The following is a 24,586-nucleotide window of genomic DNA, read 5'->3' as shown; positions in this document are numbered from 1 at the left end:
CAGATGAGCGATCGGCAGACGATGGAGCGGTGCGTTACTGAGGTGTCTGCCGTTTTTGGAGGCAGGGCCTTAGGGTTACGCTGCCGCTCTTCTTCTCTTGGTTCTGGCCACTCATCTGCGCTTCTTAGCCACGGCGACGAGGGCGGGCACGGCCGTTATCACTCGTCTGCAACCTTAGCCTGCTGCCTTGGCCCCTAGCTCCCAAAGCAAATACCCCCGACCATTGCTGGCCGGGGGTATTCAGTAGAGATGCTTGACGATGACCTACTCTCACATGGGGAAGCCCCACACTACCATCGGCGCTGAGCGGTTTCACTTCTGAGTTCGGCATGGGATCAGGTGGTACCCGCTCGCTATGGTCGTCAAGCGTATTCGGTTCGGTCTCGATGCCTAAGGCACCGCAACCTAAATCTGTAAATCATGCTGGGCCGAGATCGTCTCGTAGCGTATCCGTTGTTTTCGGATCGTGTCTATAACCCTTTGGGGTTATATGGTCAAGCCTCACGGACCATTAGTACACGTTAGCTCAACGCATTGACTGCGCTTCCACACCGTGCCTATCAACCTCGTAGTCTTCGAGGGTCCTTTAGGGGGCTCAAGGCCCCAGGGAAGTCTCATCTTGAAGGGGGCTTCCCGCTTAGATGCTTTCAGCGGTTATCCCGTCCGAACATAGCTACCCGGCAATGCCACTGGCGTGACAACCGGAACACCAGAGGTTCGTCCACTCCGGTCCTCTCGTACTAGGAGCAGCTCTTCTCAAACTTCCAACGCCCACGGCAGATAGGGACCGAACTGTCTCACGACGTTCTAAACCCAGCTCGCGTACCACTTTAAATGGCGAACAGCCATACCCTTGGGACCGACTTCAGCCCCAGGATGTGATGAGCCGACATCGAGGTGCCAAACACCGCCGTCGATGTGAACTCTTGGGCGGTATCAGCCTGTTATCCCCGGAGTACCTTTTATCCGTTGAGCGATGGCCCTTCCATACAGAACCACCGGATCACTAGAACCTACTTTCGTACCTGCTCGACGTGTCTGTCTCGCAGTCAAGCACCCTTATGCTCTTGCACTCACTGCACGGTTTCCAACCGTACTGAGGGTACCTTCGTGCTCCTCCGTTACTCTTTGGGAGGAGACCGCCCCAGTCAAACTACCCACCACACACTGTCCTTCTACCGGATAACGGTAGCAAGTTAGAACGCCAATGATGTCAGGCTGGTATTTCAAGGTTGGCTCCACTGCAACTGGCGTCACAGTTTCAAAGCCTCCCAGCTATCCTACACAGACAACATCAGCATCCAGTGTGAAGCTATAGTAAAGGTTCACGGGGTCTTTCCGTCTAGCCGCGGGAACACTGCATCTTCACAGCGATTTCAATTTCACTGAGTCTCGGGTGGAGACAGTGTGGCCATCATTACGCCATTCGTGCAGGTCGGAACTTACCCGACAAGGAATTTCGCTACCTTAGGACCGTTATAGTTACGGCCGCCGTTTACCGGGGCTTCGATCAGGAGCTTCGGACGAGTCCTAACACCATCAATTAACCTTCCGGCACCGGGCAGGCGTCACACCCTATACGTCCGCTCACGCGTTAGCAGAGTGCTGTGTTTTTAATAAACAGTTGCAGCCACCTGGTATCTTCGACCGGTTGGGGCTCTGAGAGCAAGTCTCTTCACCTTACGCCGGCGCACCTTCTCCCGAAGTTACGGTGCCATTTTGCCTAGTTCCTTCACCCGAGTTCTCTCAAGCGCCTTGGTATTCTCTACCTGACCACCTGTGTCGGTTTGGGGTACGGTCACACAGTACCTGAAGCTTAGAGGTTTTTCCTGGAAGCGTGGCATCAATGACTTCCTGAGTCCGAGGAATCAGTTCGTCTCGTATCTCGACTTTAAGCAAGCGGATTTGCCTACTTGCTCAGCCTACATACTTTCACCAGGACAACCGTCGCCTGGCTCACCTAGCCTTCTCCGTCACCCCATCGCAGTACTGTCTGGTACAGGAATATTAACCTGTTTCCCATCGACTACGCCTTTCGGCCTCGCCTTAGGGGCCGACTCACTCTGCTCCGATTAACGTCGAACAGAAAACCTTGGTCTTCCGGCGAGGGAGGTTTTCACTCCCTTTATCGTTACTCATGTCAGCATTCGCACTTGTGATACCTCCAGCATGCCTTACAGCACACCTTCGCAGGCTTACACAACGCTCCTCTACCGCTCAACACTAAGGTGTTGAACCCGTAGCTTCGGTACTTGGTTTGAGCCCCGTTACATCTTCCGCGCAGGCCGACTCGACTAGTGAGCTATTACGCTTTCTTTAAAGGGTGGCTGCTTCTAAGCCAACCTCCTAGCTGTCTGAGCCTTCCCACATCGTTTCCCACTTAACCAAGATTTTGGGACCTTAGCTGACGGTCTGGGTTGTTTCCCTTTTCACGACGGACGTTAGCACCCGCCGTGTGTCTCCCATGCTGCACTCACCGGTATTCGGAGTTTGCCTCGGGTTGGTAAGTCGGGATGACCCCCTAGCCGAAACAGTGCTCTACCCCCGGCGGTGATACATGAGGCGCTACCTAAATAGCTTTCGAGGAGAACCAGCTATCTCCGAGCTTGATTAGCCTTTCACTCCGATCCACAAGTCATCCGAATCTTTTTCAACAGATCCCGGTTCGGTCCTCCAGTTGATGTTACTCAACCTTCAACCTGCTCATGGATAGATCGCCCGGTTTCGGGTCTATTCCCAGCAACTATGTCGCCCATTTAAGACTCGGTTTCCCTACGCCTCCCCTATACGGTTAAGCTCGCTACTGAGAATAAGTCGCTGACCCATTATACAAAAGGTACGCAGTCACAGAACAAGTCTGCTCCCACTGCTTGTACGCACACGGTTTCAGGATCTATTTCACTCCCCTCACTGGGGTTCTTTTCGCCTTTCCCTCACGGTACTGGTTCACTATCGGTCAGCCAGGAGTATTTAGCCTTGGAGGATGGTCCCCCCATGTTCAGTCAAAGTTTCACGTGCTCCGACCTACTCGATTTCACCTTAATTGCATTTTCGCGTACGGGGCTATCACCCACTATGGCGTGCATTTCCAAACACTTCCGCTAATACAACTAAGACTTAAGGGCTAGTCCCCGGTCGCTCGCCGCTACTGGGGGAATCTCGGTTGATTTCTTTTCCTCGGGGTACTTAGATGTTTCAGTTCTCCCGGTTTGCCTCCATACCCTATGTATTCAGGTAAGGATACCCGTCTTATGACGGGTGGGTTTCCCCATTCAGAGATCACCGGATCAAAGGTCATTTGCCACCTCCCCGATGCTTATCGCAGGCTATCACGTCTTTCATCGCCTCTGGCTGCCTAGGCATCCACCGTGTGCGCTTAATCGCTTGACCATATAACCCGAAAGAGTCATAGATCACGATTCAAACGAAAACAATTTTCGCCGGATACGCTTGAGACGTATCTCATTTGCCAATGTCACGGCCTATCGGATGCTACTTCCGAGGAAGTAAAATCTGACGGCGTTCCATTGGACTTGGCATCAGCATGATTTACATTGTTAAAGAGCAATACTGCGAGCAAGAAGCTTACAGTCAGGAAACAACATGCATCACATGATGTGGTATTGATTATTACACTCTCTAATAATCAATCATCAGGCAATGAAGATTGGTTCGTGACTAGAAGCTAGATCACTAAACTAAGTACTGGGTAACCGGCCATCAAGACAGTCAGATGGTGGAGCCAAGGAGGATCGAACTCCTGACCTCCTGCGTGCAAGGCAGGCGCTCTCCCAGCTGAGCTATGGCCCCATATAATAATGGTGGGTCTGGGCAGACTCGAACTGCCGACCTCACCCTTATCAGGGGTGCGCTCTAACCAACTGAGCTACAGACCCGGCAACTGCTTGCGCACGGCCAGGGAATATCCCCTGCAGTACTTCGCTCTATCAAGATCAGGCAATTTGTTGTGGGTACTTAAGATCACGAGGTGATCATTTTACGTTTAAGGAGGTGATCCAGCCGCAGGTTCCCCTACGGCTACCTTGTTACGACTTCACCCCAGTCATGAACCACACCGTGGTAACCGTTTTCCCGAAGGTTAAACTAGCCACTTCTGGTGCAATCCACTCCCATGGTGTGACGGGCGGTGTGTACAAGGCCCGGGAACGTATTCACCGCGACATTCTGATTCGCGATTACTAGCGATTCCGACTTCACGGAGTCGAGTTGCAGACTCCGATCCGGACTGAGGCGAGCTTTCTGGGATTAGCTTCACGTCGCCGCTTCGCAACCCTCTGTACTCGCCATTGTAGCACGTGTGTAGCCCTACTCGTAAGGGCCATGATGACTTGACGTCGTCCCCACCTTCCTCCGGTTTGTCACCGGCAGTCTCCTTAGAGTTCCCGACCGAATCGCTGGCAAATAAGGATAGGGGTTGCGCTCGTTACGGGACTTAACCCAACATTTCACAACACGAGCTGACGACAGCCATGCAGCACCTGTCTCAGAGTTCCCGAAGGCACCCATCCATCTCTGGAAAGTTCTCTGGATGTCAAGAGTAGGTAAGGTTCTTCGCGTTGCATCGAATTAAACCACATGCTCCACCGCTTGTGCGGGCCCCCGTCAATTCATTTGAGTTTTAGTCTTGCGACCGTACTCCCCAGGCGGTCAACTTAGTGCGTTAGCTGCGCCACTAAATCCTCAAGGGATCCAACGGCTAGTTGACATCGTTTACGGCGTGGACTACCAGGGTATCTAATCCTGTTTGCTACCCACGCTTTCGCGCCTCAGCGTCAGTGTCAGTCCAGAAGGCCGCCTTCGCCACTGGTATTCCTCCAGATCTCTACGCATTTCACCGCTACACCTGGAATTCTACCTTCCTCTCCTGCACTCAAGTCTGCCAGTTCCAAATGCTGTTCCCAGGTTAAGCCCGGGGCTTTCACATCTGGCTTAACAGACCGCCTACGCGCCCTTTACGCCCAGTAATTCCGATTAACGCTCGCACCCTCCGTATTACCGCGGCTGCTGGCACGGAGTTAGCCGGTGCTTCTTCTGTGGGTGATGTCCTTCCTGAAACGTATTAGGTCTCAGGCTTTCTTCCCCACTGAAAGTGCTTTACAACCCTAAGGCCTTCTTCACACACGCGGCATGGCTGGATCAGGCTTTCGCCCATTGTCCAATATTCCCCACTGCTGCCTCCCGTAGGAGTCTGGGCCGTGTCTCAGTCCCAGTGTGGCTGATCATCCTCTCAGACCAGCTATGGATCGTTGCCTTGGTGAGCCATTACCTCACCAACTAGCTAATCCAACATGGGCTCATCCGATAGCGAAAGGTCCGAAGATCCCCTCCTTTCTCCCGTAGGACGTATGCGGTATTAGCGTGCGTTTCCACACGTTATCCCCCACTATCGGGCAGATTCCCATGCATTACTCACCCGTCCGCCGCTCGCCACCAGGAAGCAAGCTTCCCGTGCTGCCGCTCGACTTGCATGTGTTAGGCCTGCCGCCAGCGTTCAATCTGAGCCATGATCAAACTCTTCAGTTTAAATCTTTCATTGGTCATTAGGTGACCAATCCGGCTCGAGTATCGAAACAACTCATTGAATCGATGAGTTACTTGATGCTCGAAATGATGATTCACTTCGAAAACCTCAAGCACCCACACAAATTGCCTGATCATCTTGTTAAAGAGCGTCTTGCGAGCGGCGTTTGCTGCTCAGCAAGTGGAAGCACATTCTACATTTCCTGAAGATTTTGTCAACCGCCGATTTGGCGATCATTTCAGGAGACGATACGGCTATCTCAACTGAAACCTCTTCAAAAAAAGCGAAGACCTACAAGAGGTTAGCTTCCGTGCCACCCGGCGTTTGCCCTGGCAGCGAGGGCGTACTTTACAGAGATCACCGGGGGTTGGCAAGGGCTTTATGCAGGAAAATGTAATTTCATTTCGAAACGCGAAACTGGCGTGCATAATCTTTCGTATAAAGTGCACTACCTTCGAATGAAGACGCCTCCAATGCAGGGCCGATGAGAATAAGTGCACTGCGCGTGATGGCTTGCCCTTTTACCCTATGTGTCAGCTTACCCAATGGCGCCTTGATGACCTGCTCATCAGGCCAGCTTGCCCTGTATACGACCGCAGCAGGACACCCCTCTCCATAGAAAGGAAGTGCACGCTCAACGACGCTTTCGAGCTGCTGGATGGCCAAATGGATAGCAAGCGTGGCCCCGGTAGCGGCAAAGGACTCCAGTGTTTCGTTGGCAGGCATCGCCGAGGCTCGGCCTGCAATGCGGGTCAGCACCACGCTCTGCGTAACGGCAGGCACTGTCAGCTCTCGCTGCAACAGTGCGCTGGCCGCAGCAAAAGCGGGAACGCCCGGTGTCAGCGTATAAGGAATGGACAGCTGTTCAAGTAGGCGGAGCTGCTCTGCCAATGCACTGAAAAATGAAAGATCGCCGGAATGAAGGCGAGCAACCTGGCATCCTTCCTCAGCCGCTTGCTGGTAGAGCGCCGTCAGTGACTGCAGGTCCAAAGGCGCCGTGTTTACCAGCCGGGCTTTTTCACTGCAATAATCCAGCAGTTCTTCATTCACCGTTGATCCCGCGTACAGGCACCAGTCACAGCGCTGAAGGAGCTGCATACCTCGCAGCGTGATCAAATCCGCGGCTCCGGGTCCTGCTCCTATAAAGTGTACGCAAGCCTTCATATGCGTTGATGTCCTCTTTGCATAGTGCGGAAGCAGTTCAATGCCAACTTTTAAGTATGTGTGTACTCACACTACTTCTACCTACTTCTACCTACTTCTACCTACTTCTACCTACTTCTACCTACTTCTACCTACTTCTACCTACTTCTACCTACTTCTACCTACTTCTACCTACTTCTACCTACTTCTACCTACTTCTACCTACTTCTACCTACTTCTACCTACTTCTACCTACTTCTACCTACTTCTACCTACTTCTACCTACTTCTACCTACTTCTACCTACTTCTACCTACTTCTACCTACTTCTACCTACTTCTACCTACTTCTACCTACTTCTACCTACTTCTACCTACTTCTACCTACTTCTACCTACTTCTACCTACTTCTACCTACTTCTACCTACTTCTACCTACTTCTGCCTGTGTGTTGACGACGACACTGGTTCGGTTTGCTGCCAACACCACTGGGTAATCGTGCGCGCGGGCTTCCAGCCGCGCATACGTCCCAGCGGTTCGACGTATTCCATGGCCACGCGGGTCAGCTGTCCACCGTGTTGTTTATGCAGTTCATACAGCAGTTGTTCGGTTTCTAGGGTCACGGCATTCACCACTAGTCGTCCGTAATATGTCAGTCGGGACATACAGTAATTGACCAGTGCATGTGAAGCGCCCCCGCCAATAAAGACTGCATTCGGTGAGGGCTGAGCGTCGAGAATGGCGGTGCCGGTATGAAGGTCGTGCTCAAAGAGCTGCAGATGGGGAACTCCAAAACGTTGAGCATTGCGTTGGATGATTCCGCACCGTGCCAAGTGCCGTTCAACGGCGATGGCGGCCATCTCTGGTCCAGCTCGCAGCCATTCAATGGCGATAGCGCCCGACCCTGCGCCAAGGTCCCAAAGCCGTTCGCCAGGATGAGGCCGAAGATGCGCCAGCGTCATAGCACGCACATCGCTGCGTGTAATCTGCCCATCGTTTTCGAATAGCTCGTCGGGGCGCCCGGGAGCAAGGCCGTGGCATCGTTCGGGGTGATCTGCGATCAGTTCCAGCGCCATAATATTGAGTGAATGGAGATCCTGCTGGCCGAGTACACCCTGCCATTGATCAACCTGGAGACGACAACAACGTTGCTGATCGCCGCCAAGCGCTTCCAGAAGAGTGATATGGGAGCGACCGAACCCCGCTGCGCACAGCATGCCGGCCAAGCGGTGAGGCGCTTCGGCATCAGAGGTCAGCACCAGTACGCGTTGTCCGTGTTCCAACACGCGATACAGGGACGTTTCATCGCGCCCATGCAGCGACAGTACGAGGGTGTGCTGCTGCAACCACCCCATCTGCGCACAGGCATGACTGATGGAAGAGACTCCAGGAATAACGGTCATTTCATGAAGCGGTATACGTTCAACCAGCCAACCACCCAAACCATAATGGAAGGGATCACCGCTGACCAACACGACGACGTGTGGGGTGTGCCGAAGCCGAAGCAGTGCGTCCATGCCCTTGCTCAGTGGTGATAACCAAGGCATCGTGCTGGCCGCAGACGAAGCCACTTTGTCCAGTAAACGCTGCGCACCGAAGACATAAGTGGCGTTGGCTAGGGCATCCTTCGCCGCAGGCGTCAGCCCTTGTTCCCCCTCCTCCCCTACGCCGATGACAGTGAGCCAGCGAGCGGATTTTTCCATGACATCGTGCATATGGATACCTTGCACCTAATGTTGAATCACAGCGTAATGCTTCACGAACATTGTGCGTCATTTTCGGAACCAGACCACGAGACACCGCCTCGAACAAGCAGCAGGAAACTTGTTCATCGCGGCAATGACTCACGGATATCGTTCTCTTCTTTCATCCGCTCCTTTTCAGGCATTGGCGTCGACACCCTAGCAGCAACGCCATGCCCCCATTACCCAAAGGCAGCGGGCAGCGGGCAGCGGGCAGCGGGCAGCGGGCAGCGGGCAGCGGGCAGCGGGCAGCGGGCAGCGGGCAGCGGGCAGCGGGCAGCGGGCAGCGGGCAGCGGTAATCATCAAAAAAGTCTGTTGAAGATCAAGCTACCGTGACGAAAATCCGACAATAAACGGCGGTACAAGGCGCTGCTAATCATGCGCAGAGTGCAACGGGCACAAGACGATCGCAACAAAGAAGGTTATGTTACATCGCGTCGACCATTGCCATCTGCCACACACCGAGCCTCACTATGAGCCACTCTCATCGACCTGCGGGCCATATTCTTATTCTAGGCGGCACCACGGAAGCAAAACTGCTGGCTCAGCAGCTGACCGTGCATGTACCGGGCTGCCGGCTGACGATGTCACTGGCCGGACGCACGCGCTCTCCACTGCGCCAGCCCATTCCCACGCGCACAGGTGGCTTTGGCGGTGTGGAGGGGCTCGCACGCTGGCTTATCGAACACCAAGTCAGTCTGCTGATCATAGCGACCCACCCTTTTGCTGCGCAGATGCCGGTTAATGCCGTGGCCGCTGCGCGACAGGCGGGCATCCCTTCTCTTCGGCTGCTGCGCCCGGCATGGTTACCTGAACCTGGCGCTGACTGGCACAGATGCGATTCACTCTCACAGGCTGTGCAACGTCTAGGCGAAGCGCCTCAGCGCGTGTTTCTGCCTATTGGTCGTCAGTCCGCGGCCTCGTTCGCGGCGGCACCTCAACATACGTATCTTGTGCGCAGCATAGAGCCACTGGATGACGACATGGCACTGCCTCATATTCACTCGCTGCTGGCACGTGGGCCTTTCTCACTGCACGAAGAAGAGACCTTGATGACGCGTTGGTGCATCACGCGCATGGTCTGCAAGAACAGCGGCGGCCACTCTATGGCAGCGAAACTGCAGGCGGCACATACACTGGACATCCCCGTGATTATGGTCGAGCGGCCTAGACTGCCGATCAACGTCAGCACCTTTGAGTCCGTGACTTCGCTTATCCGCGCTTTGCCACATTTCCTCGCACGCTAAGGCATTCATAAGACCGCCACGCGCCATGGCCCATCTGCGCTACTCAGGCCTTCGGCCAATACAGGTGATCTTCGTCGATATACGCCGTCGGCACACTGTCCGTCAGCCAAACGCCGTTATCGGCCTGATAGAAGGCCTGCCCGCCCAAGTACATATCTCGTGCCCGTATTGTAAGAACTACAGGATCACCGTGACGTGCGCCTACTTTGACGGCCGTGCCTTGATCCGCAGAAAGGTGTACATGATGGCGACTTCCCGCTATCAGCCCTTGAGCGAGAATGCGACCTAAAAAGCGTGATGCGGTGCCGTGATAAAGCACCTCGGGCGGCTGACAGGCGGTATAGCGTATCTTGATTCGTTCGAGTGAATGCCCTTGGACGGCTCGGATGGATGCGCGATCGTCACTGATAGCAAAGCGCTGCTTATCATTGGTTGCGACCACCTCGTCCAGCTGCTCACGCGTGAATACGCGCTTGCTGGCTCGCGCTTTTTGGATTAGCTCATCAATTGAAGCCCATCCTTGCGAATCCAGCGTCAGCGAAATGGCATCGGGGTTGTGGCGCAGAACGTAGCTCAGAAAGCGACTGATATCATTCAACTGCATATGATGTCCCTGTTGGCATGGCGACAAGCAGTGTGGCTCGTAAAAGCCACCGCTGCGGCCACTGCCTTATTCGTTATTATCGAAGCTGCACTATGGCTGATAGCGCGGCGTGTATACCAGCGGCTGGCGCTGGGGGCGTTCAATCACACGTGTAGCATTTGCCCCAACGATCACCAGCGTTGCCATGTCCACACCTTCTGAAGAAGCCTCTTGCAACGCACTTACCCAATAGCGCGCATCAGGGCGGCCGGCAGCGCGTCCGTAGAGTACAACGGTATCGGCGGGCAAGCGGGCACGCAGATGATCAAATGCGGCGTCCAGCTGCCAAGGCCGTGCTGTCGAGCGAGGGTTATAAAACGCCATCACGAAATCCCCCGCCACGGCTGCATCTAGGCGTTTGAGTACGGTCGTCCACGGTTTGAGGTTGTCGGACAGCGAGATCGCACAGAAGTCGTGCCCCAGCGGTGCACCACACTCGGCGGCCACCGCTAGCATCGCCGTCACGCCGGGAACGAACGCCACGGTAAGCGTACGCCATTCAGCCGGCCCTGCGTCAATCTGTTCGCAGACCGCCGCCGCCATAGCAAAAACTCCGGGATCGCCACCCGATACCATCGCCACACGATGCCCGGCCGCCGCCTGAGTCAGTGCCTCGCGTGCGCGCTGTGCTTCGACACGGTTATCGGACGCTATGCGCTGCTGGTGCGGTGCCAAGGTCAGACGATCAAGGTAAGGTCCATAGCCGTATATCAACGTGGCATCGGCTACGGCTTGCTGCGCCTGAGGCGTACAGCAGGCCTGACTGCCCGGGCCGATGCCGATAACGACCAAATGCCCGATGCCTTTCTTTGTCTGATCGCACATCAGCCTGTCACCTCATTTGCGACGGTACCTGCGGCACTCAACGCGCGTGCCCCGGGCACCAGAATCAAGGAGAGATAAGGTGCCGCATCATCAGGGGCCAGCTGAGATAACGGCACACACCGCTCGGATGGCTGACCACAGTATTCAATGTACTGGGCGTCATCAATCAGCTGCAGACGGTCGAGCAGTTGACGAATACGCGCCAGATGACGCCCGACCTTCATGATCACAATGGCATCACTGCGCTCCAGATGACGCGCCAGCTGTTCATCAGCCAGCGTACCCGGCAGGACACTGACGACCTCCTGCCCTTGGCAGAAAGGGCGTTTCATTGCCGCCCAGCTGGCCGACATAGCGGTGATACCCGGAATGACCTGTGTCTCGTAGTCATCATGCAACCGGACGTGCAGATGCATATAGGAGCCGAAGAACAGCGGATCACCTTCAGATAAAATCGCGACCGAACGCCCAGCCTCCAGATGAGTGCGCAATCGTGCTTCGCTCTGGGTATAGAAGGCGTCCAGTGCCGCGGCATAGCGCGGATCACGCGCGGAGATTTCCGTGGTCAGCGGGTAAACCAGCGGCTCTTCATGATGAAACCCTGACAGGTGCGGCCCAACGATGGCGCGCGCGTGGCCCAGCTTGCCCTTACGGGTGAAGTAGGCAATAACGTCCACTTGCTGCAACACACGCAGGGCCTTCAGTGTCAGCAGTTCTGGGTCACCGGGGCCCACCCCGACGCCGAACAGTCGTCCTTTCATCCAGACCTCACGTGTCGTCACTGGAAAGCGCATTAACCGCGCTGGCCGCCATGGCACTGCCGCCCAAGCGCCCGTCAACAATAAGCCACGGCACCTGGCGCGGATGCTCCACCAACGCCTGTTTGGATTCGGCAGCACCGACAAAACCAACGGGCACACCGATGATGGCCGCAGGTGCGGGGGCTCCCGCATCCAGTAGCTCTAATAGGTGAAACAGCGCCGTGGGAGCATTGCCAATCACGACTAGGCTGCCAGCAAGATGTGGCAGCCACGCCTGCACCGCTGCGGCAGAGCGCGTGGTACCCAGCTGTACTGCCTTCGGTGCTGTCGCGTCATTTTTCAGCGTACAAATGACCGGATTATTGGCAGGCAACCGGCGGCGCGTCACGCCGCGCTCCACCATTTCAGCATCGCACAGGATGGCCGCGCCCTGCCGCAATGCGTGGCGTGCGGCATGAGCGAACGTGGGTGCACAACGTACATGCTGCGCTAGTTCTACCATGCCACAGCCGTGGATCATCCTGACCACGACATGGGCTTCTTCCGCCGTGAAACGTTGCAGATCCGCTTCACAGCGAATGGTCGCAAAGGAGCGTTCGTAGATGGCCTGCCCGTTGCGTTCGTAAGTGTAGCGTCCACGCTGTGGCAATAGCTCGTCGGTCATCGTCGATTCTCAACGCGAACACGGCCCCATAAGAACCGGGCACCGTGTTCGATCAAAAAAGAGTGCGAAGGCAGTAGAGATGCGCTTCGCACAGGGTATTCATCCATTATGCATGAGTCATGCGATAGCCGCTAAGCGTGCGCCTCATCGCACAGCGCCTGCCAGCACGCTTGCCAGTGCTCTACGTTGGCGCTTTCGTCAGGGCATTGCGCCACTCGCTCGACCAATGCCGTCAACATCGTCCATGCGTCATCGTGATTGGCCCCTTCCCACAGCGCGGGATCGCCGGGCTGTCCATTAAGGATGAAGCGCAGGCGGTCATCACGGTCATCACCACTGAGCGTTATCAGCGCAGGGACATCGCGTGCACAGCGTTTAGGGCACCCTGAAACATGAGCACTTACTGTCGGTGGCAGCGCTGTCAGCAAGGCGGCCAGTCGTCGAGCCGTAGCGTGAGTGTCAATGCCGCCGCGCGGGCAGTCACGACCGGCACACAGGTCGATGTAGGGCAGTGGCTGCCGAGGATCGTCGATCAGCCCCAACGAACGCAACGCCTGATCAGCATCACGGGCGCGCTCCCCTACGATCAGCAGACGTCGCTCAGGAATGGGCCACAGTGTGAGATCAAGGCGTGCACAGATATCGCCAAGTGCAGCAACAGTGGTGCTGTCCAAACGCCCGCACGGAACGCCCCATAGTCGAGCCAAAGGCTCTGCGAGGGTATCCCCTATCGCATATGTGGGTGTAGGGGCGGGATGGCCGGGCTGCAGATCCAGCGTGGGCAGTGCCTCATCTGGCAATCCTCGCGCACGCACCAAAGGCCCTTGGTCTCCGATGGCCCACAGCAGTGCAGCTACAGCATCGATGGCCCGCTCGGGCGAAGACGTCATGCCTTGCCAGCGCATATCGCCCGGCGCAAGAGAGCGACCGATACCAACATGAATGCAGCAAGCGTTGGCACCTGTTGTGACGTGCAGCTGAATATCAGCCGCCAGCGTATCGTAGCCAAGACCACCGCCGGCCGAGATCACCAGTGAAATCTTCGGCGCAACGTGCGTTTCCAGCCAGCTCGTACGAAGCCGATCGTGCAGACCAACATACAGAGCCCGCATGACAGCAGCCGGTTGTGGCATCAACAGTCCGATGGGATCCAGCGAAATGGGGAAACGGCTACCGGCCTGACCGGGCAATACGCCCAGTACAGGCCGGAAGGTATCGTCTTCACGACAGGGAAAGCCGCGACACTGCAAATTACCGCGCCGCGTGACTTCCAACACACCGTTACCCCATGTGTCACTTGCGACGGCCAGATGATGGAGCGTACTGGCCTCAAGCGCACGATCAAGCGGTGCCAGACGCGCTAGGCAGCCGTCTCCGGTGCTCATAGGGCGCGTAAGGCTGGGGCAGATAAGACGGCGACGGTCGATCGTCATGCGGGGTTGTCCTGTTGAGTGCGAAGCGTCAGCGCGCAGCAGGCGTGGTGCGTCCGATCCGTTCGACGAGCCCTCTGACCAGCTGCCAGAAAGCAGCAACCGTCGCCAGATCAACGCGTTCGTCCGGCGAATGCGCGCCTCTGATAGTCGGTCCGAATGCCACCATGTCCATATCGGGGTATTTCGCACCGATCAGGCCACATTCAAGGCCGGCATGGATAACGCGGACATCGGCAGGCCGCCCAAGCACAGTGTCATGCTGCTGCTGGAACTGCTCAAGCAGTACGGATTTCAGTGCTGGCGTCCAGCCGGGATAAACATTGCTGGTGGCGGGTGAGAATCCTGCTAGGCGGCATACTGCCTTGATTCGTGCCACCAGCGCCAGTGCTGCACTGTCGCACAGCGAACGCGTCATAGCGTCCAGCGTCAGCTGACCTTCTGCTAGCCGCAGCTTGCCGATATTATTGGATGTTTCAACCACGCCCTCCAGTTCGTCGCTCCAGCGTGCGACGCCATAGGGCAGCGCGTTCAACAGGTCGATCAGCGTGGCAGAGGCCTCGGCGGACAGCGCGTTGCTTTCTGGCTGTGCTGCCTCGTTCAGCGACAAGGTGGCATCAGGATCGGAATGCGCCCATTCAGCACGTACAACCTGCTGCAGGCCATCCAACGTCTTGGCAACGCGTTCGACCTGATCGGCGGGCACCGCAATGGTCGCAATGGCATCGCGCGGGATCGCATTGCTCATGGTGCCCCCCTCTATGGCCACTAGGCGCAGTTCATCGACGCTCTCGCGCACGGCCAATAGCGCGCGCGCCAGTAGTACGTGAGCGTTGCCGCGCTGAAGCCCAATATCGATGCCTGAATGACCGCCTTTCAATCCGGAAACGGCAAGCTGTACTGTACGCAGCGCTTCCTTGCGCGGCAGCACGGGCAGCGACTCATCCAGCAGCACATGCACGCCACCTGCGCAACCCACGTAGACACTGCCCCACTCTTCGGCATCCATATTGAGCAGATAGCGGCCATTGAGCCATTCAGGGTCCAGCGCCAAGGCCCCCTCCATCGATACTTCTTCTCCGATGGTGAACAATGCTTCGAGCGGGCCATGTACCAGCGTATCGTCTTCAAGTACCGCCAGCGCAGCCGCCACACCGATGCCGTTGTCCGCACCGAGGGTCGTACCTTTGGCGTGCAGCCAGCCGTCGCGCACTTCAGTTTCGATCGGATCACGCTGAAAGTCGTGAGGTACGGCCGCCTGTGCCACCATATCCACGTGGCCCTGCAGCACGATGCCCGGAGCCTGTTCATGCCCAGGCGTCGCAGCCTTGCGCACCAGAAGGTTGCCGACAGCGTCCTTGACGGTTTCCAGACCTCGCGCAACGGCCCATTGGGCAATGCCGTCGATAACGGCGGTCTCACTGCCGGAAGGGCGCGGCGTATCACAGAGAAAACGGAAGTGCTTCCACAGGATCGGCGGATCCAGCCGATCCAGATGGGCATTGGGTGACGCAGCGAAATCGGTCATCAGAAACACCTCTTATATAGAGAAAGCGGACGATGGCAGCACACGAAGGCGACTGCAGCGATAGTCTCAGCATGCAGAATAGCGTGCCCACAGTGCAACCTTTCCGCGCAGCCACTGTTCGAATGCACGCTTGCCTGTCAGTTGAGGAAGCTGTGTTCTGGCCCACGTTTCCGAACGTCCCTGCAACAGCACGCCCGCCATGACAGCCACTTCTTCTAATGTGAAGGCATCGGCATAGCGCAGCAGGGCCCGCTGCAGGAAGGACCGCACACTCGCTAGCGGTGCCTTTTCTTCCCCAAAGCGTCGAAGCGCATCGCGCTCCATGCCATCGATCGGCGGAAGGGCTTTGTGTCGATCACGCAGCAGTGCTGCCACCCGTATCGGCGACAGCTCAGCCAATTCGAACGCCAGCTGAACGACGAATGTCGACCAGAACAGTCCACTCAGCGACGCCACGCTCACTTCGCTCTTACAGCACTCGCGCACCATCATTACGGCGCGCTCACCGGTCACCGTGTCGTCCTTTAATCCCACTCTTACCGTCGTGAAGCCAGTGTGCTGCCAGAATGCCAGTGTCGAAGGTTTGCCGCCAAAACTGACTCCGAGCAGATCAATACCCTCCTGCGCACTGGCATGGTGAACATGTGCCAGCAGCTGCGATCCGATACCCTGCCTTCGACACTGGGGATGCACGGCGATGCGCGTAATACGCCGCCAGCGCATACGGGCAACCTCAGGGTTCCCCGTATGCAGTGCCAGAGTCTGCGGTAACAGATGACCCGGTGGACGGCGACGGCCATCAGCCACCGCCTGAGCCAAGACATCAGACAGGCCGCCTTCATCAAACGCCATCACCACTGCCGCGACTTGCGGTACACCAGCGTCTGATGCCACGCAGGCTGTCCACAGCGACAGCGCAGGGTGATCAAGCAACGTCTGCAGATCACTGGGTGAAGTGCGGTAGTGGGCCTGTACCAATAGACCAAAGACCTGATCCAGCACTGCGGGCTGCGCCAGTAACTGTGTCTGACCGACGGCCTCGATATGTAATGCACCGTTTGTTAGTACTGGACACGGTGCCGCTTCTAGCCGCAGCAGCCGCGCCGTCAAAGCCTCCAATGGATCGTCAGCAGCCCAGCGGATAGGTGTCAGCAGTTCATAGTGAAGAACACCAGCAGCGTGCGATTGACCATGTCGCCGCTGCTGAAGCTGTTGGATGTAATCGGTAAAACCGTGCGCGCTGCCTTCGTAGCCGTGCAATGTGGTCGATAGCACGACATGAGGGCACCGTGACAGCCAGCGCCTCAGAAACGGCAGCGGTAAAGCGGCCGCTTCATCGACCAGTAGCAGTTCCGGCAGTGCAGCGTCCTCATCCTGCAGCTGATGAATCAGCGCATCCGGTGCGATGAACTGCAGCACCCGCTCTCCAAGCTGGAAGCGGTTACCCTCACGGCGGCCGCCCGGACAGAGACATTGCACTCGCTCGAACAATGCTTCTACTGCAGCGGCACGCGGCGCGGTCAGCCACAGCGTTTCCAACGCCCCTTCTTGCAGCCATGCAGCGACGGCAAGCCCCAGCACAGCGCTCTTCCCTCGCCCTCTGGCTGCAGTCAGCACCGTTACAGCCCGCTCAGGGGCGCCCTTTAGAACCTCAAGTGCCTGCCGTTGATCAGCGGTAACGGCTTGCTGCTGGGCAAGCTGCCATGCGGAGCGGGACACCGAAGTCTCGACAGATGGTGCGGCAGCACCGCTAGGCGGTGACACAGACAGTGCTGGGGGTATCGGTAAAGCCGCCAACCCACCTTCAGGAATGGACAGCACACAAGGATCTTCCGCCATCACCTGCTGTTGCCACTGATCAAAAAGGCCATCAGCAGCGCCTTCGGTATGCGCTGCCAGCAATATGGCGACGCCTCCCCCGGTCAGCGCACCAGCAATCGCTCCAAACGCATCGGCATCAAACTGCTCGCGGGCATCGACAACCAGCGTTCCCACTTCCCGCCCGAGCTGGGTACGCGCCTGCTTTAGCGTCAGAAAATGTACATCGGGGGGCAACGCTTCGGGCGGCTCGACACCTATCCAGACGTGCGGTGCGGGAAAGGCCTGCCACAAAGGCTTCACGGCAGAAATACAGACATTTCCCGACCATGCCCATAACCGGCGCTGACGCAGCGCCGACAGATAGCGGTGCCAATCGCGCAAGCGAGTAACGGCAGCAGAACAGGTATGGGTCATGGCAGGAGCGGCTCTCTTCAGGGCTAGGGATAAGGGATCGCAATGCGGCAGCGTACGGCTTCTGTCGTTTCAAGGCATAAAATCATTGCGTTTTTGTTATATTATAACTATTTTAGAGACCTTCTGTTTTCCTGGGTTCTCTTCCCCTCTTCATTTCATATACGGAACGGCATATGGCACACCAGCATCGTCGTGACAGAGCCTGCCAGTTTTCCTTGATGTCGATGTCGGCGATCAAGCGCGTAGGACTTACGCTCATTCCCATTGCTATGCTCTGGCTGGCGGCATTCTGGGCATTGAAATCAGGCCTATGACACACGACACCTCTACCCAACTCCGTCTTGATCACCTGACACTGGCCCGCAGCGGACGCGTCGTGCTGGACGATATTTCCGGTGAATTCGCCAGTGGGCGCATCACGGCCATCATCGGTGCCAACGGCGCGGGCAAAAGCACGCTTGTCTCCGGCATCATGGGCGAACTTGCGCCGGTATCGGGGCAGATCCAGTGCAACGTTCCCCGCGAACGCCGCGCATGGTTGCCCCAACAGCTGGTGCTCGACCTCAGTTTTCCGATGAGCGTCGAAGAACTCATCATGACCGGCTGCTGGCCGACACATGGCGCTCTACGTGGCTACTGCAGCCGCTGCTACGGTCGTGGGCGCGACATCATGGAACGCCTAGGCATTTCCCATCTGGCTCACCGCCCACTGGGCGAGCTGTCAGGTGGCCAGCGCCAGCGCGCCCTGCTGGGCCGCACGCTGATGCAGAATGCACGTCTGCTGATTCTGGATGAACCGTTCGCCAACGTCGACACCAACACCGTCGACGTGCTGACCCGCGTACTGCGCAGTATGGCCGATGAAGGGGTCACGATTCTGGTCGTGCTTCACGATCAGCAGCAGCTGGCCGAACTGGCCGATGAAGTGCTACTGCTGGCACAGGGCAAAAGCTACTGGTACAGCCGCGACCAGATCATGGCCGCTATCGACGCCACACCGGGCATGATGCTTCCCGTCCAGCCCATCGCCACTGCCAGTACTAAGGAGCCTGCGCTGTGATCGCCGACCTTCTTTCTTTTCTTCATACCCAGTTCTTCGACTGGCTCGATTTTGCTTTTATGCGGCAAGCACTGGTGGCATCGCTAGCGCTGTCGATTGCGGCCCCACCGCTGGGCGTTTTTCTGATGATGCGCGGCATGAGCCTGATCGGCGATGCCATGTCTCACGCCATCCTGCCCGGAATCGCGCTCGGCTTTTATATGGCGGGGTTCTCGCTTCCCGCCATGAGCATTGGCGGCATTCTATCAGGTCTCATCGTGGCCGGAATGGCCGGTGGCGTTTCACAGATGACCGGTCACCGAGAAGATTCGGCCATGGCCAGCTTCTTTCTAATGTCACTGGCAGGCGGTGTGCTGCTGATCTCGTTGGGCGGCAAGGACGTCGACCTAACACACGTACTGTTCGGCTCGCTGCTGGCTGTTGATCGCACTGCACTGATGCTGATTTTGACCATCAGTAGCGTAACGTTGCTGTTGCTGGCGGTCACGTTCCGCGCTCTGATTGTGGAGTGCCTCGACCCGCTGTTCCTGCGTGGTCAAGGCGTGCGCAGCGGGCTTATTCACGGACTGTTCCTCGGCATGGTCGTACTTAACCTGACCGCGGGCTTCCAAACACTGGGCACGCTCATGGCCGTCGGCCTAATGATGCTGCCCGCAACGGCGGCTCGCTTCTGGAGCAACCGCCTTGAAGGGCTGATCGGCATTGCCATTCTGATCGCCATGCTCTCAAGCATATTCGGACTGATGATTTCCTACCATCTGGATCTACCGTCCGGCCCCAGCATCATCCTCTTGGCTGGTCTGGCGTACCTGCTGTCCGCACTGTTAGGTCGCCAACACAGCCTGCTCAGCAAGTGGCGCAAACGTGCCGCTCCGTTGGACAGCACCCTTTAAATCAGGCGCTGCCCGCTTCCAACGTAATAGACAAGGAGATCGCCCATGAAGCCAGTCGCGTTCATGATGTCATTGATGCTGTCGCTCGTCCCACTTGCCAGTCACGCCGCCGAACGGCCCATCAACGTCACTACCAGCTTCAGTATTCTGGATGACATGGTGCAGGAAGTCGGGGGAGAACACGTCCACGTTCGCTCACTGATTTCGCCAGAAGGTGATGCGCATGGCTACAACCCGCGCCCGCGTGACGTAGGGGCCATCGCTCAAGCAGACCTAGTGGTCTTCAACGGCCTGCAGTTCGAAGGTTGGATGTCACGCCTGCTGGATGCTGCGCACTATCGCAACCCTGTCGTCATTGCCAGCGACGGCATCACACCGCTCAAAAATCAGGAAGAGCATGACGATGATGACCACGATCATGATGCGCACGAGCATGAAGCGGGTCATGAACACCATCACCATCACGGTCCGCAGGACCCACATGCGTGGCAGGATCTGCGCAACGGTGCTCAGTACGTCCGTAATATCCGCGACGGTCTGATCAAGGTCGATCCGGCTCATGCCGACGACTATCGCCAGCGTGCCGACGCCTACATCGCGCGCATCATGACGCTGGACGGCCAAATTCGCCAGCAGATGCAGCAACTGCCAAAAGACAGTGTCGTCATTACCGGCCACGCTTCCTTCAACTATTTTGCCAACGCTTATGGCCTGCCATTTATGGCGCTGCAAGGGCTATCCACCGAAGACGATCCATCTGCGGCCAGCGTTGCCGGACTGGTACGCACGGTCAACGAACATCACGTGCGCGCACTGTTCAATGAAAGCATGACGCGCTCGGCCTTGCTGAACCAGCTGTCTCAGGAAACGCGTGTTCCGATCGCAGGCACCCTGCACTCCGATGCGCTGGCGGCCAAAGGCGATGCCAGCACCTACCTCGGCATGATGCAACACAATGCCGATCTGTTGTATAACGCATTGCATGCTCCAGCGGCACCGCGCCCCTGAGCCAAAGACTCTGGATGAGTACAGAGCGGAGCGGTCAGCGCTCTGAAAACGCAAGGGGCCTCGCTCACATTGATGAGCGAGGCCCCTTGTCATGAAGAACCGACGTATCAACAGTTCCCCTCTCTTATCAAGTTCATCAGATTTAAACCTCTGAACCTGCCATCCACGTCACATGCACCCGCCCTAATCACCCGGGCCTCCCGCCCATGGCTTCGCTGCTCACTCCTACACAAAAAGGCCTGCATTCCATGGAATACAGGCCTTTATTCACCGACCGACCAAGCTCACCTTAAAAAGAGATACCGTACTGTCATACGCAGAGTTTCTCGTCAGATGAGGGGCGTCAGGTCAACGATCAGTGATGACCACCGCTAGCGGCTGGCTTTTCTTCGGCAGCACTGCCGACTTTAATGAAGTACACCAGTGTCTTCGCGTTGGCCTTAAGGGTCAGCTTGCCGCGACCATACTCTACCGTGGCACCTTTTTCGAGCATGGCACCGATATCATGGTCGAGTGCATTCAGCTGATCATCAGCACACAGGCGGCGCGTCATAGCGAGCATCGGCGCTGTCAGCACCTGACCATCCAGCTTGGCGCTGCCAGAGAAGCTGTTGCACATCTGCCCCGCGATCCGCAATGAACCGTCATCGTTACGCACGAAGCTAAGGGACGGTGCGCCCACTTCACGCGAGTCAATTGCCTTACCATCGACTTCCTTCAGTTCGAAGACGTGGTTGTTCACTGCATCGTTCAAGGTCGGCGGCGTGTTATCGCTCTCCGTCTTGCTGTGCCCGCAACCGGCCAGCAGAGCAGCCATGCCAAGAATTACTACCGAACGCTTCATCATCACGATTCCTCCCTGGGCAGAGCGCTCTGCCCTCCGTGCTCAACCTGAGCCGAGCGCCGTTTCCATGTATGAACTAGAGAATAATCAGCGGCAAAATGCCTCTCAAGCATATCGGCACGTTGACCATGATGCTTGCCAAAATTCTGACCTAAGTTGTCAGTATTCAAGGCTTACTGTAGCGGGTGGCGGCGCACCTCGCCATCATCAATGGCGATCAGTGCGCGCCTTTGGACTGCGCCTTGCGCAGTATGAGCACGAGAGGAAGAGAAATGAAGAACATCAGCCCCAGCCAATAGAAGATGTTGGTGAATGCCAATGCCTCTGCTTGGGTAGTAATCGAGGCCGCAATGCTCTTCAGACCGGCCGCCCACGGATGGTCGGTAGACGACAGCATCACTTCATAGGTCTGCAGACGCTCGACCACTTCTGGCCGCCCATCATTAATGGCGGGAATCATCTGGTTCCAATGATAACTAACTTGGCGCAGATGAATCGTGTTCAGCAGTGCCAGACCGATGGCGCCCCCAAGGTTGCGCATGACGTCCAGAATCCCCGAGCCTTGACCGACATCGCGCGCAGGCAGGTTCCCCAGCGCCACACGCGAGATGGCGATGAAGGACATCATCATCCCTACACCGCGGATGATTTGCGGCCAGAAGAATTCATGAAAATCGGACTGCGCCGTCAGGTTGGCGTTCATCAATGATCCCCAGCCAACCAGTGCAAAGCCACCAAAGATGAACATGCGCAGGTCGACATGGTCGCTGACGCGGCCCAAGATCGGCGCAGAGACAAACATCGCCACACCGGTGACGGCCATAATATTGCCGATTTGCATGCTGCTGAAGCCTCGCACCGTACCGAAATACAGCGGCATCAGATAGACCAGTCCGTAGACCGCCACGCCCAGAATGAAGTTCAGCCAGACACCGACGCAGAAATCGCGCTGTCGGAACAATCGCAGGTCAATAATGGGGTGAGCGGTAGTAAAGACGCGCAGAAAGAACAGTACGGCGGAAATGGCACAGATCACGGCGCAGATAAATACCGGCTGGCTGGAAAGCCAATCGTGCCGCGGCCCATCCTCGAGAATGTATTCCAGCGTTCCGAGGAAGAACGCCATCAGTACTAGCCCTATCACATCGAGCTGCTCGAGGACCGATCGCTCGCCCTTGTCGATATCAAGGAAACGCCAGACACCGACCACAACCAGCACCCCCGGCACCACGTTAAGCAGGAACAGCCTGTGCCAACTCAGGTGCTCGGTGATATAGCCACCGAGCGTCGGCCCGATGGAAGGTGCCGTAGTGGCCACGATGGCGATGAGTGCTTGGATCTTGCCCATCTGATTGCGCGGAAACAGCGTGAAGCTGATGGCGTGGGCCAGCGGAATCATCGCCCCGCCGAGGAACCCCTGCAACGCACGCAGGATGATCAGCTGCCCGATAGATTCCGACATAGCGCAACCAACGCTCGCCAGTACGAAACCGCCCCCTGAGATCACGAACATGATGCGGGTGGAAATGATACGCGCCATGGTGCTGGCCAGCGGAATCATGATGACTTCAGCGACCAGATAAGCCGTCTGCACCCATGCGATCTCGTCAGGGCTGGCCGACACGCCCGCCTGTATCTCGTTGAGCGAGCTGGCCACAATCTGGATGTCCAGAATGGCCATGAACATCCCCAGCACTGCGGCGAAGAACCCTATCTGCACCCGCAGTGGTGGCATTTCCTGTGGGCCTAGCGCCTTGACTGCACTCATGAGTGGTTCGCGTTATCTGCCGTGGTGGAAGTAGACACTTCATCTACCGTCGTGCGCAGCGCAGGGGCAACGTACAACGTATTCCCGCCGAGATCATGAGTGTCAACGCTGGGTTCGACGGACAGCCCGACCTGCAGCAGATTGAGCTTATCAAGCGGCCCTGTCAGGCGGATACGCACCGGCACGCGCTGAACGATCTTGTTGAAGTTACCGGTAGCATTGTCAACCGGCAGCAGGCTAAAGGCCGAGCCGGTAGCCGGTGCCAAACTTTCGACCTGTCCGGTAAAGCGAATATCAGGATAGGCATCAGCACGAATCTCGACCGGCTGACCGATACGCATGCGCGTGATCTGCGTTTCCTTGTAGTTCGCGACGATATACAGCGAATGTACCGGTACCAGCGTCATCAGGGTCTGGGACGGCTGCGCCAGCGTTCCCTTCTCGACGCTGACGTTACCGATAACACCGTCGGTGGGTGCCATGATGCGCGTCTTGGTCAACTGATGGCGCGCATAGTCGACCTGAGCCTGCGCTTCGGCAATCGTGGCACGTGCACGTTCGAGGGAAGCCTCGCGCAGCTCTAGGCTGCGGTGCGCTGAGATAATAGCGGCACGTTCGGCGCGCACAGCGGCATGCGCCACATCGTAGTCGGCCTGCATGTCGTCAAGGCGCTGTCGAGACACAGCCCCCTTGTCGAACAGCTCTTGGATACGCGCCAAGCTAACGCGAGCCTGCTCATCGCGTGCTGTGTCCGACGCCAGCTGTGCATTGTATTGGGTGATGGTGGCGCGCTGGAGCTCGATGTTGCGGGCCGCTTCAACGCTGGAGGCTTTCGCTTCATCCAGTGCCGCAATGGCTTTTTCCAGCTGACGCTGATAATCGGTAGGATCAAGCACGACCAGCACATCGCCGGCCTTCACCTGCTGGTTATGAATCACGGGAACATCAAGCACGCGCGCAGTGACTTCACTGCGTAGCGACACCGAATCCGCTCGCACATATGCATTGTCTGTCGATTGGTGGAACCGCCCCGACTGCAACCAAGACACCAGCATGAACATGCCAGCGACGAGCAGGATAAAGACGACAAGGGTGATGATGAAGCGTTTCAGCCACGTTCTGGTCAATGCATGCATGGCGATTCCAAGGAGATATAAGCGGGCGAACAGGAATAGGGCCGACCGAGTGGGCCTGGCACACGAGCAGCACAGGCACGGACGCGATCACGCCAGAAAGGGTACGCGATTGCCTAGA

Annotated in this window: 18 protein-coding genes, 2 tRNA genes and 3 rRNA genes; 6 read left to right on the top strand and 17 right to left on the bottom strand. The window is 57.1% G+C overall.

All coding sequences use genetic code 11. From position 1 onward, the window contains the following. Nucleotides 1–251 precede the first annotated feature (251 nt). From rrf to cbiE, 7 genes are all read right to left on the bottom strand, one after another. Nucleotides 252–367, bottom strand: a 5S ribosomal RNA gene (gene rrf / locus ZBT109_RS04100). Nucleotides 368–490: 123 nt separating this feature from the next. Beyond that, nucleotides 491–3,390: ribosomal RNA gene (locus tag ZBT109_RS04095) — 23S ribosomal RNA — on the bottom strand. Nucleotides 3,391–3,734: 344 nt separating this feature from the next. Continuing rightward, nucleotides 3,735–3,810: transfer RNA gene (locus ZBT109_RS04090), tRNA-Ala, on the bottom strand. Between the two features lie 9 nt (nucleotides 3,811–3,819). Further along, nucleotides 3,820–3,896: transfer RNA gene (locus tag ZBT109_RS04085), tRNA-Ile, on the bottom strand. Nucleotides 3,897–4,004: 108 nt separating this feature from the next. Then, nucleotides 4,005–5,544, bottom strand: a 16S ribosomal RNA gene (locus ZBT109_RS04080). Together the 16S, 23S and 5S rRNA genes with 2 tRNA genes alongside form the textbook arrangement of a ribosomal RNA operon. A 397-nt stretch (nucleotides 5,545–5,941) precedes the next feature. Then, on the bottom strand, nucleotides 5,942–6,706 hold the full coding sequence (cobM, locus tag ZBT109_RS04075) for a precorrin-4 C(11)-methyltransferase (protein WP_027706281.1): 765 nt from the start codon (nucleotides 6,704–6,706) through the stop codon (nucleotides 5,942–5,944). A 411-nt stretch (nucleotides 6,707–7,117) separates the two neighbouring features. Beyond that, nucleotides 7,118–8,398, bottom strand: coding sequence for a precorrin-6y C5,15-methyltransferase (decarboxylating) subunit CbiE (cbiE, locus tag ZBT109_RS04070; RefSeq protein ID WP_038279662.1), 1,281 nt, complete (start codon nucleotides 8,396–8,398; stop codon nucleotides 7,118–7,120). 200 nt (nucleotides 8,399–8,598) lie between these two features. Between cbiE and ZBT109_RS13740 the strand changes: the two genes are divergently transcribed. Both ZBT109_RS13740 and ZBT109_RS04060 read left to right on the top strand, forming a co-directional pair. Then, entirely contained in the window at nucleotides 8,599–8,745 is a 147-nt protein-coding gene (locus ZBT109_RS13740) for a hypothetical protein (RefSeq protein WP_170144686.1), read from the top strand. A 154-nt stretch (nucleotides 8,746–8,899) separates the two neighbouring features. Further along, nucleotides 8,900–9,673: a cobalt-precorrin-6A reductase gene (locus ZBT109_RS04060; RefSeq protein WP_027706280.1), complete on the top strand. Its 774-nt coding sequence runs from the start codon at nucleotides 8,900–8,902 to the stop codon at nucleotides 9,671–9,673. A 43-nt stretch (nucleotides 9,674–9,716) separates the two neighbouring features. Here the strand turns inward: ZBT109_RS04060 and ZBT109_RS04055 are convergent, their stop codons facing one another. The 7 genes from ZBT109_RS04055 to ZBT109_RS04025 all read right to left on the bottom strand — a co-directional run bounded on the left by ZBT109_RS04055 (nucleotide 9,717) and on the right by ZBT109_RS04025 (nucleotide 17,759). Further along, on the bottom strand, nucleotides 9,717–10,277 hold the full coding sequence (locus tag ZBT109_RS04055; RefSeq protein WP_027706279.1) for an RNA 2'-phosphotransferase: 561 nt from the start codon (nucleotides 10,275–10,277) through the stop codon (nucleotides 9,717–9,719). A 90-nt stretch (nucleotides 10,278–10,367) separates the two neighbouring features. Next, nucleotides 10,368–11,141, bottom strand: coding sequence for a precorrin-3B C(17)-methyltransferase (gene cobJ / locus ZBT109_RS04050; protein WP_038279659.1), 774 nt, complete (start codon nucleotides 11,139–11,141; stop codon nucleotides 10,368–10,370). Then, a complete protein-coding gene (locus tag ZBT109_RS04045; RefSeq protein WP_051524232.1) occupies nucleotides 11,141–11,902 on the bottom strand; it encodes a precorrin-2 C(20)-methyltransferase in 762 nt (253 codons plus the stop codon). The genes cobJ and ZBT109_RS04045 overlap by 1 nt, the downstream gene beginning before the upstream one ends. 7 nt (nucleotides 11,903–11,909) lie before the next feature. After that, a complete protein-coding gene (locus ZBT109_RS04040; RefSeq protein ID WP_038279656.1) occupies nucleotides 11,910–12,566 on the bottom strand; it encodes a precorrin-8X methylmutase in 657 nt (218 codons plus the stop codon). Between the two features lie 131 nt (nucleotides 12,567–12,697). After that, nucleotides 12,698–13,999 carry a hypothetical protein gene (locus ZBT109_RS04035; protein WP_027706276.1) on the bottom strand — a complete coding sequence of 434 codons (1,302 nt, stop codon included), beginning with the start codon at nucleotides 13,997–13,999 and terminating at the stop codon, nucleotides 12,698–12,700. Between the two features lie 28 nt (nucleotides 14,000–14,027). Continuing rightward, a complete protein-coding gene (locus ZBT109_RS04030) occupies nucleotides 14,028–15,524 on the bottom strand; it encodes an aminoacyl-histidine dipeptidase (protein ID WP_038279654.1) in 1,497 nt (498 codons plus the stop codon). Between the two features lie 66 nt (nucleotides 15,525–15,590). Next, nucleotides 15,591–17,759, bottom strand: a complete 2,169-nt coding sequence (locus ZBT109_RS04025) for a GNAT family N-acetyltransferase (protein ID WP_051524231.1) — start codon at nucleotides 17,757–17,759, stop codon at nucleotides 15,591–15,593. 173 nt (nucleotides 17,760–17,932) lie between these two features. Between ZBT109_RS04025 and ZBT109_RS13735 the strand changes: the two genes are divergently transcribed. From ZBT109_RS13735 to ZBT109_RS04010, 4 genes are read left to right on the top strand one after another with little or no spacing between them, the layout of a single operon-like run. Further along, nucleotides 17,933–18,073: a hypothetical protein gene (locus tag ZBT109_RS13735; RefSeq protein ID WP_169734036.1), complete on the top strand. Its 141-nt coding sequence runs from the start codon at nucleotides 17,933–17,935 to the stop codon at nucleotides 18,071–18,073. Further along, nucleotides 18,070–18,819: a metal ABC transporter ATP-binding protein gene (locus ZBT109_RS04020; RefSeq protein WP_084261959.1), complete on the top strand. Its 750-nt coding sequence runs from the start codon at nucleotides 18,070–18,072 to the stop codon at nucleotides 18,817–18,819. Before ZBT109_RS13735 ends, ZBT109_RS04020 begins: the two co-directional genes overlap by 4 nt. 59 nt (nucleotides 18,820–18,878) lie before the next feature. Continuing rightward, a complete protein-coding gene (locus tag ZBT109_RS04015) occupies nucleotides 18,879–19,712 on the top strand; it encodes a metal ABC transporter permease (RefSeq protein WP_051524234.1) in 834 nt (277 codons plus the stop codon). Nucleotides 19,713–19,757: 45 nt separating this feature from the next. Beyond that, a complete protein-coding gene (locus ZBT109_RS04010) occupies nucleotides 19,758–20,720 on the top strand; it encodes a metal ABC transporter solute-binding protein, Zn/Mn family (RefSeq protein ID WP_027706274.1) in 963 nt (320 codons plus the stop codon). Between the two features lie 355 nt (nucleotides 20,721–21,075). On the opposite strand, the gene ZBT109_RS04005 is transcribed toward ZBT109_RS04010, so the two are convergent. From ZBT109_RS04005 to ZBT109_RS03995, 3 genes are all read right to left on the bottom strand, one after another. Continuing rightward, nucleotides 21,076–21,567, bottom strand: a complete 492-nt coding sequence (locus tag ZBT109_RS04005; protein WP_051524230.1) for an META domain-containing protein — start codon at nucleotides 21,565–21,567, stop codon at nucleotides 21,076–21,078. A gap of 214 nt (nucleotides 21,568–21,781) precedes the next feature. Further along, nucleotides 21,782–23,332 carry a DHA2 family efflux MFS transporter permease subunit gene (locus ZBT109_RS04000; RefSeq protein WP_027706273.1) on the bottom strand — a complete coding sequence of 517 codons (1,551 nt, stop codon included), beginning with the start codon at nucleotides 23,330–23,332 and terminating at the stop codon, nucleotides 21,782–21,784. Then, the gene (locus tag ZBT109_RS03995; protein ID WP_084261958.1) at nucleotides 23,329–24,468 is read right to left on the bottom strand and encodes an HlyD family secretion protein; all 1,140 of its coding nucleotides are present in this window, start codon (nucleotides 24,466–24,468) and stop codon (nucleotides 23,329–23,331) included. Before ZBT109_RS03995 ends, ZBT109_RS04000 begins: the two co-directional genes overlap by 4 nt. Between the last annotated feature and the right edge of the window lie 118 nt (nucleotides 24,469–24,586).

This window comes from Zymobacter palmae, from assembly GCF_003610015.1.
Taxonomy (GTDB): domain Bacteria; phylum Pseudomonadota; class Gammaproteobacteria; order Pseudomonadales; family Halomonadaceae; genus Zymobacter; species Zymobacter palmae.
This window is presented reverse-complemented; position numbering and strand designations above follow the sequence as displayed.